The organism is Streptomyces sp. NPDC059534, from assembly GCF_042743475.1.
In the GTDB taxonomy this organism is placed as follows: Bacteria; Actinomycetota; Actinomycetes; order Streptomycetales; family Streptomycetaceae; genus Streptomyces.
The window spans coordinates 166,914-175,414 of sequence record NZ_JBHWAQ010000016.1; the positions used below are offsets into that span (position 1 = coordinate 166,914).

The following is an 8,501-nucleotide window of genomic DNA, read 5'->3' on the forward strand; positions in this document are numbered from 1 at the left end:
GACGCCAAGTTGGCCGGAAACCACGCGCCGAGGCCCCTCCGGTCCGGACCGCCGTTGATCACGCCTTTCCGGCCTCACATACTGCGCTGACCAGCGGCGGGCGACGTTGCGCCCCGCGGACTGGAATCGACCATTCGACCTCATCCCAAGCTCCTGGGGGAGACTTGCGCGCACATGTGAAGAGAGCACACGCCTTCACCATCGCGGCGGCCACATCGGTGGCCCTGATCGCAGGCATGACCGGCCCCGCGACAGCGATCGCCACGAACACGACGGCCACACCCGGCGCCCCGCGCCCCGACGGCACCCAGCGGATCCCGCTGGTCACGGGCGACCGCGTGGTGGTCGACGCCAAGGGCCGCATGGTGGCCTTCGAAGCCGCCCGGGGACGTGAGCACATACCCGTCCAGATCCAGCGCACCCCTGGCCACACCCTGGTGATACCCGCCGACGCACACCGCCTGATCGCCACGGGCAGGCTGGACCAGCGGCTCTTCGACCTCGACACGCTCACCTCGCGGCCGCTGCGCGAGAGCCACCGCGACGGGCTCAAGCTCATCGTGCAGTACGCCGGGACCGCCGGCACGGCACGGGCCGAGCTGCGCGCGGCCGGCGACACCCGGGTCCGGCGCACCATCCCCGCCCTGAACGCCGACGCCATCCGCACGCCCGAGGACGACGTGGCGAAGGTGTGGGACGCGCTGACCGACCCGCAGAAGAGCGGCGCGCGCGCCACCGCCTCCGGCGTCGGCAAGGTGTGGCTGGACGGCGTACGCACGGCGAGCCTGGACCGCAGCGTCCGGCAGATCGGCGCCGACAAGGCGTGGGAGTCCGGGTACGACGGCAAGGGCGTCACGATCGCCGTCCTCGACACCGGCGTCGACAGGACCCACGACGACCTGAGGACCCAGGTCGTCGGCGAGAAGAACTTCTCCGCCTCTCCCGACGCCGTGGACCGCGTCGGACACGGCACGCACGTCGCCTCGATCGCCGCCGGCACCGGCGCCGCGTCCGGCGGCCGGTTCAAGGGCGTCGCCCCCGGCGCCAAGGTGATCAGCGGCAAGGTCCTCGACGACGAGGGCTACGGGGACGACTCCGCCGTCATCGCGGGCATGGAATGGGCCGCCGCCGAGGGCGCGGACGTGGTCAACCTCAGCCTCGGCAGCCCCGACAGCCCCGGCGTCGACCCGGTGGAGGCGACGGTCGACCGGCTGTCCGCCGAGAAGGGCATCCTGTTCGCCGTCGCGGCGGGCAACGACGGCGAGGCCGGCGACTCGACACTGGGCTCGCCCGGCACCGCCGACGCCGCCCTGACCGTCGGCGCCGTCGACAAGGACGACAAGCCGGCGTCCTTCTCCAGCATCGGCCCGCGCCTCGGCGACGGCGCCGTCAAGCCGGACGTGACCGCGCCGGGCGTCGCCATCACCGCGGCGGCCGCGGCCGGCAGCGCGATCGACACGCGCCCCGGCACGCCCCACCCGGCCCCGGGCTATCTGCAGATCGACGGCACCTCCATGGCCACGCCCCACGCGGCGGGCGCGGCGGCGCTCCTGAAGCAGCGTCACCCCGACTGGAAGTCGACCGAGCTCAAGGGCGCGCTCATCGCGTCCGCCAAGGGCGGCGAGTACAGCGCCTTCCAGCAGGGCGCGGGCCGCATCCAGGCCGACCGGGCGCTGTCCCAGACGGTGATCGCCGAGCCGGTCTCGCTGGCCTTCGGCACGGCGCGGTGGCCCCACGCCGACGACCGGCCGGTCACGAAGAAGGTCGCCTACCGCAACCTCGGGACCGCCGACGTCACGCTCGACCTCTCGGTGGCCACCCTCGACCCGGCGGGCAAGCCGGCCCCGGCGGGCTTCTTCGGCCTGGGCGCCACCCGGGTGACCGTGCCCGCCGGCGGCACGGCCGAGGTCGACCTGACGGCCGACACGAGGATCGGCACCGCCGACGGCACCTACTCGGGCTACGTCACCGCCACCGCGGCGGGCCAGTCCGTGCGTACGGCCGCGGTGGCCGTACGGGAGGCGGAGTCGTACGACCTCACGCTCAGGGCCGTCGGCCGGGACGGCGCCGACGCGCGGAACTTCTCCAGCACCCTGACCGGTGTCGGCGGTCCCGCCGCGGGCTTCCAGGCCCGGATCGACGACCAGCCGGGTGTCCACACCCTCCGGGTGCCCAAGGGCTCGTACACGTTCAACACGGCCGTCTACCAGGACCCTTCGGACTACGCCAAGGGCACCGACTGGATCGCCCAGCCGAAGCTGGAGGTCTCCGGCGACACCACGGTCACCGCGGACGCGCGGACCACCAAGCCGGTGGACCTGACCGTGCCCGGCATCGACACGGTGGACTACGGGGGCACGTACTACGAGCGCGCCACCGACATCGGCAGCGTCGGCAACGGCTGGGTCCTCAGGGGCTTCACCGGCTTCCGCACCGCCCATCTGGGTCCGGCCGTCACCGACGGCTCGCTCCTGCAGACCTGGGACGGGCACTTCCTGAAGGACGCCACCACCCAGTACTCGGTGGCCTTCGGCGGCGCGACGAGCACGGTCGCGACCGGCTACACCAAGCACGTGAAGGCGAACGAGCTGGCCACGCTGAAGGTCGGCCTCGGGGCCTCCGCCGCCGGGAAGACCGCCTTCGTCTCCCCGTTCGCCCACCTGCCGGGCGCGCCGGAGGGCAACGGGTACTCCGCGCCGCAGGCGGCGCCGGGCACGCGCACCTTCCACGTCTCCACCGCCGACGGCGTCACGTGGCTCACCCGGTTCACCCAGGCGGGCCCGCTCGACGAGTGGGGCTACCCGGCCTTCGAGGGCAGTTACGAGATGGCCGCTCCGAAGCGGTACGAGGCCGGCCGGACGTACCGGGAGAACTTCAACACCGGCGTCTTCGGCCCGCTCCTGGGCGCGGACAAGGGTGTCTTCCGCACCGCTCCCGACCCGGTGACGGGCGAGCAGCGGATCACCGGCTCCCTCCCGCTGTTCGCCGACGGCAAGGGTCACGCGGGCATCGCCCCGTACGGCTCGGCCACGTCGACGCTGTACCGCGAGGGTGTCAAGATCGGCGAGAACGACGACCCGCTGAGCGGCGAGAAGCCCTTCACGGTCGACGGCTCCGACGCCGAGTACCGGCTGACGACCTCGGCGGAGCGCCCGGCGGCGCTCGCGGCGGCCTCCACCCGCGTCGAGACCAGCTTCACGTTCCGCTCGCAGCAGGTCGCGGCGACCACCGCGCTGCCGGTGTCCACCGTCCGCTTCGCGGCCCCGGTCGACCTCGCCTCGCGGGCCCCGGCGGGCGCGTCGGTCCCGGTCCCGGTGACGGTGCAGGGTTCGGCGGCCGGTCGGAACCTCATGTCGCTCAAGGTGTCGGTGAGTTACGACGACGGGAAGACCTGGCGGCTCGTCCGGGTCGACGGCGGCAGGATCACCGTGAAGAGCCCGGCGAAGGACAAGGGCGTGTCCCTCTTCGCCGAGGTCACGGACAAGCAGGGCAACACCTCGCGGGTGACGATCCACAACGCCTGGTACGGCAGGTGACATCGTCCCGGTGACGGCCACGGGCCGGAGAGTGTCCCCGGGACACCCTCCGGCCCGTTCGTTCACCCGGCGGGCGGGAACAGCGCCGTCGCGGAGAGCCGCGGCCGCGCGAGGCGTACGAGTTCCAGTGCCTGCTCCGGGAACCAGGCGCCGGCGGCGGGGTCGACCGTGCGGCGTTCGGGGTCCTCGGGACCGGCGGTGCCGCGCAGGCACAGGCCGTCCGACTCGCCGGGGATCTTGATCCAGAGCTTGGCGTCGTACAGCGGGTCGCCGGTGTCGGTGGTCGGCCGGTCGCCGAGACCGCGCCCGGGCGGGTTGCACCAGTCCTGCGCGTCGGTGTACTTGCCGGCCGGCGCGGTCCACGGGCCGAGGCCGTTGCGGCTCGTGTCGGTGACGAAGTGCTTGCGCCGGGAGGCGGGCGTCGTCACGTGCTCCGCGATCCACGCCTCGGCGTCGGCCCGCGGCCCGTACTGGTCGGGGCAGTCGGCGGCGGCTCCGCCGTCCTCCACGTATCCGACGCAGGCGGAGATCAGCGTGCCGTACCAGTGACTGTCGTCCTCGGTACGGTAGTTGGACGCGTTGGTGAAGACACCTGTGGCGTCGCCGACGCCGGCCCGGATCAGCCGCGGCACGATGGACCTGACGCTGTGCCAGCCCGGGTGGCCGGTGTCGAGGTAGACCTTGGTGCGGGCGAGCCGCCCGAGGGCGTCGACGGCGTAGCCGACCTCGGCGTAGCGGGCGGTGGTCCTGGTGCCCTGCGCGTCGTCCTGGCCGCAGTCGGCCGGCAGCAGCGCGAGCGAGTCGGGTTCGAGGACGACCATGGCGTCGTGGCCGCCGATGCCGCGCGCGACGGCGTCCACCCATGCCTGGTACTCGGCCGTGTTCGACGCTCCCCCGGCTGAGTAGTTCGAGCAGTCGCGACCCGGCACGTTGTAGAGGGCGAGCACGGGGACCGCACCCTTGCGGGCGGCGTCCCGGACGACCGTCCGGGCCTGGCGCTCGACCTCGGCGGGCGGCTGGTCGCCGAGCCAGACGGCTTGCGGCGTGGCGACCATGGCGAGGACGCCGGCGGCGTCCGCGTACCGGCCGTCCTTCAGGAGTCCGACGGCCTGCCGGTACGCGTCGGGGTTGGCCTTCGGGGTGTAGAGGCGGCTCCCGTGCGCACCGGCGGAGCCCACGGGCCCCTCGGCCGCGGCGGGTTGAGGCCCTGCCAGCAGGGCGGCTGCGAGAGCCAGGGGCAGCGCGAGCGCGTGGGCGGCGGTTCTGCGGCGCATGAGTGGGGGACCTCCGTCGACGGCACGATGGGGACGCTCCCTGTCCTTCACGCGGGACGGACGGGGATGGGAGCGCTCCCATGAGCCTCCCGGAGCCCGTGGCGCGCCGTCAAGAGCCGTGCACGGGCGCACCGATGACGCGAGGGGCCGCACCGCCCCGGACGGGTGGCGGGTGGCGGGTGGCGGCGGAACTCCGGCGACCGGGGCGACGGACGGGGTCGCCGACACAGGGGCGGCGGCGGACGGGGCTCCCGGCGCCGGAACGGGGGTTCCTGCCCGGACAAGCCCTCCTCGCTGCCGCCGGACGGGGTCCGTGGTCACCGGCTCGGCGGGATGTTCCGGTCGACGGCGACGCGCTCCGGTCCCCGCAGGGCATCACTTCACGGGCCGGTCCGGCAGACGGAAGCCGTCGAACAGGTCGTCCATGCCCCGCAGGGCCAGCCGGGCAGGGGTGGCGCGGAGCACGAGGTCTCGGACGGCGACGACGAGCGGATGCCGGACGGTGCCCAGGCGGCCGACCCGGCGGGCGCGGACGCGCACGGCGTCGGTGCGGTCCCGGCGGGCGGCGGTGTAGGCGGCGAGAGCCTCCGGGACGCCGTCCGGGCCGTCACCGCTCTCCCCCGCGGGCAGGAGGTGCGCGAGGATCACCGCGTCCTCGACGGCCTGGCAGCCGCCTTGGCCGAGGTTCGGGGCCATGGCGTGGGCCGCGTCGCCGAGCCAGGCGATCCGCCCGTGGTGCAGGCGCGGCAGCGGCGCGGCCAGCTCGTGGAGGTCGTGCCGCAGGACGTCGGCGACGTCCAGGCGGTCGACGCGGTCGAGCAGCGCAGGAATCGGGTCGTGCCACGCGCCGAAGCGACGGCGGAGTTCGGCACGGGGGTCCTCCGACCGCGTATCGGCCGGAACAGTGGCGGTGGCGTACAGGTAGAACCGGCCGTCGGTGAGCGGGGTCACCCCGAACCGCTCACCCCGTCCCCAGGTCTCGCTCATGTCCCGTACCGACAGGTCAGGGGCTTCCACGAGGGCCCGCCAGGCCGTCTCCCCGAGGTAGCGCAGCCCCGGGTGGGCGGGGAAGTACGCGCGGCGCAGCGGGCTGTGGATGCCGTCGGCGGCGACGACCAGATCGGCGGGCAGTTCCCCGCCCGCCGCGGTACGCACGACCGGGCGGCCCCCGGACTCCTCCACTGCGCTCACGGCGGTCCCGTAGCGGAGGGCGCCCGTCGGCAGCGCCGCGGCCAGCGCGACCGTGAGCGCCGGACGCGGGACGGCGATCGGCGCCCTCCCGTACCGCGCCGCCATGTCGGCCGTGGCGGTCCGGGTGAGCCACCGGCCGTCGGCGCGCCGCACCCCCATCGTGTCGGGCACGGCGCTCCCGGTGACCCGCGTGACATCGACGTCGACGGCCAGCAGCGCGCGCAACGCGTTGGGCGCCAGTCCGATACCCGCACCGGTGACGGGCGGTTCGGCGGCCTGCTCGCAGACCGTGACGTCCCAGCCGCGACGGTGCAGGGCCACCCCGGCCGTGAGACCCCCGATCCCGGCCCCCACCACGACCACGCGACGTCTCGCCACGGAGCTCTCCCCCCTCGCTTCGGGTACCCGCCACCTTTGGCGACGGCGGTCGCCGCCCGTTCCGCGCACCTCGCGCAACCCGACGTGCACGAGGTCGCATTGTGGCAGCCGGCCGGCCGTACCCCCTTCCGGACAACGGTCAGGGGCCGCTTCGGATTTCTCCGAGACGGCCCCTGCGCCGCGTCTCTTCCGGGTCGGGGCGACAGGATCCGCCGTCGGCGAGGGCGGCGGTCAGGCGGAGTGGCGCCTGATCCTGGCGAGGAGATGGACGATGCGCTGCTGGGCGGCCTCGTCGCCACCGCTCCGGACGCGAGCCGCGGGCTCGGCCGGGACGGCGTACGGGCGGGGCCGGGCGGCCGTCCGGTCCCGGTGCGCCCCGACCGCCGCGCCGATGATCCAGGAGCCGGCGACCGGCACCCGGACGGCCTGCGGGGGGCGGGAGTGCACGAGCTGCGGGACCGCGGGTGCGGGTGGGGGCGTGGGCGTGTGGGGGATCTGGATGACGTAGGTGAGGCCGGATCCCCGGGGGTGTTCCCGTGCGACGAGTTCTCCGCCGTGGGCGTCGATGATCCCGCGCGCGACGAGGACGTGGGCGGGGTCGTTGACGGCCCGGGGGCCGGAGATCTCGATGCGCAGGTGGTCGCCGCGCAGCGCCGCCGTGATGACGACGGTGGTGTCGGCCTGGGGCACGGCCCGGGCGTGCGGGCGGGCCGGGCCCGCGGAGGTGACTCCGGAGGCGTCGGCGATCAGATGGGCCAGGGCGGTCGACGCGCGCGCCGGATCGAGCGCGACGACGACGGGCGGGGCGTGCACCGCGAACTGCGTCCGGTGCGGGCCGGTGAGCGCGGATGCCTTGTCGATGCCGGCGGTCACGATGGTGCCCAGTGTGGTGGGGTGGCGGACGACGGTGGCCGCCACCGCTTCGCGCCGTCGGGGCCCCGGACCGCTCGCGGCGAGCGGATCGAACTCGTCCGGCCTGAACTCGGCGAGTACGGCCGTCAGTTCGGCGTGCCGGGCGGCGAGGGCGGCGTACCGCTCCGCCTGCTCCTGGCGCTCGGCCGCGTACCGCGCGATCAGCTCCTCGTACGGCCTGCGGTCGGTGAAGGTCATGACGGCGCCCACCAGCCGGTCCCCGTCGCGTACGGGTGCGGTGGTGAGGTCGACGGGTACGCGGTCACCGGCCTTGGACCACAGGACCTGGCCGCGCACACGGTGCTTCCGGCCGGACCTGAGGGTGTCCGCGAGCGGGGACTCCTCGTACGGGAACGGGGTGCCGTCCGCGCGCTCGGCGAGGATCAGCGGATGCAGCTCGGCGCCGTCGAGTTCGTCGGTGCGGTAGCCGAGGATCTCGGCGAAGGCGGGGTTCACGAGGACGACCCGGCCGTCGGTGTCCGTGCCGACGACGCCCTCGGAGGCGGTCCGCAGGATCATCTCGGTCTGCCGCCGCGACCGGGCGAGTTCGGCCTCGGTGTCGAGGGTGCCCGTGAGATCGCGGACGACGAGCATCAGCAGCTCGTGCCCGCTGTACCCGCCATACCTGCCGTCCCCGCCGTACGAGTCGGATTCCCCACGCCCGCCCTCCAGGCCGGCGCTGGCCACCTCGACCGGGAACTCGCCGCCGTCCGTACGCCGGGCGATCATCCGCGTCGGCATCGTCCGGCCCCGCTCGTCCACTTGATCCGGGCGGCGCGTCGAGCCCGTGATCAGCCGCGAGTCGAACGTCGGCAGCAGGTCCGGCAGCCCGCGCCCGACGAGCGGGGCGCCTGGGGTCTCGAACATGCCGAGGGCGATGGTGTTGGCGTGGACGACCGTGCCGTTGCGATGGACGAGCACGAGGCCGTCGGGGAGGGCGTCGAGCAGGGCTGCGAGGCGAGCGGCGCCCAGGGGGAGGGGCAGGACCATGGCGACGTTTCCTTTCCGGGCCTTGGAACCGGCAGGGGCGGTGAGGTGCCGGGCGGTCGGGACGCCCGAACCTGCGCGGTGATGAGGGTGGGAGGTCTGGCGGTGGTGCGGTGAACTGGTGGAAACCTACTGAGGTTTTCAGGGTGGGGTCGGTGGTACGAGGGTCAGACCGGTGGCGGTGAGGCAGCCGTCGATCAGGTGGGGCCGGAGCTGGATCCTG

General features: G+C 74.4%; 3 protein-coding genes and 1 pseudogene. 1 reads left to right on the plus strand and 3 read right to left on the minus strand.

What is annotated here, in order from left to right:
• Positions 1–236 precede the first annotated feature (236 nt).
• Positions 237–3,536, plus strand: a complete 3,300-nt coding sequence (locus tag ACFVZH_RS20455; protein WP_384898839.1) for a S8 family serine peptidase — start codon at positions 237–239, stop codon at positions 3,534–3,536.
• A gap of 62 nt (positions 3,537–3,598) precedes the next feature.
• Here the strand turns inward: ACFVZH_RS20455 and ACFVZH_RS20460 are convergent, their stop codons facing one another.
• From ACFVZH_RS20460 to ACFVZH_RS20470, 3 genes and pseudogenes are all read right to left on the minus strand, one after another.
• Positions 3,599–4,810 carry a glycoside hydrolase family 6 protein gene (locus ACFVZH_RS20460; protein ID WP_384898830.1) on the minus strand — a complete coding sequence of 404 codons (1,212 nt, stop codon included), beginning with the start codon at positions 4,808–4,810 and terminating at the stop codon, positions 3,599–3,601.
• Positions 4,811–5,185: 375 nt separating this feature from the next.
• Positions 5,186–6,379: an FAD-dependent monooxygenase gene (locus ACFVZH_RS20465; RefSeq protein ID WP_384898832.1), complete on the minus strand. Its 1,194-nt coding sequence runs from the start codon at positions 6,377–6,379 to the stop codon at positions 5,186–5,188.
• A gap of 588 nt (positions 6,380–6,967) precedes the next feature.
• Positions 6,968–8,281, minus strand: a pseudogene (locus ACFVZH_RS20470) (PAS domain-containing protein); the annotation flags it as partial.
• Positions 8,282–8,501 lie beyond the last annotated feature (220 nt).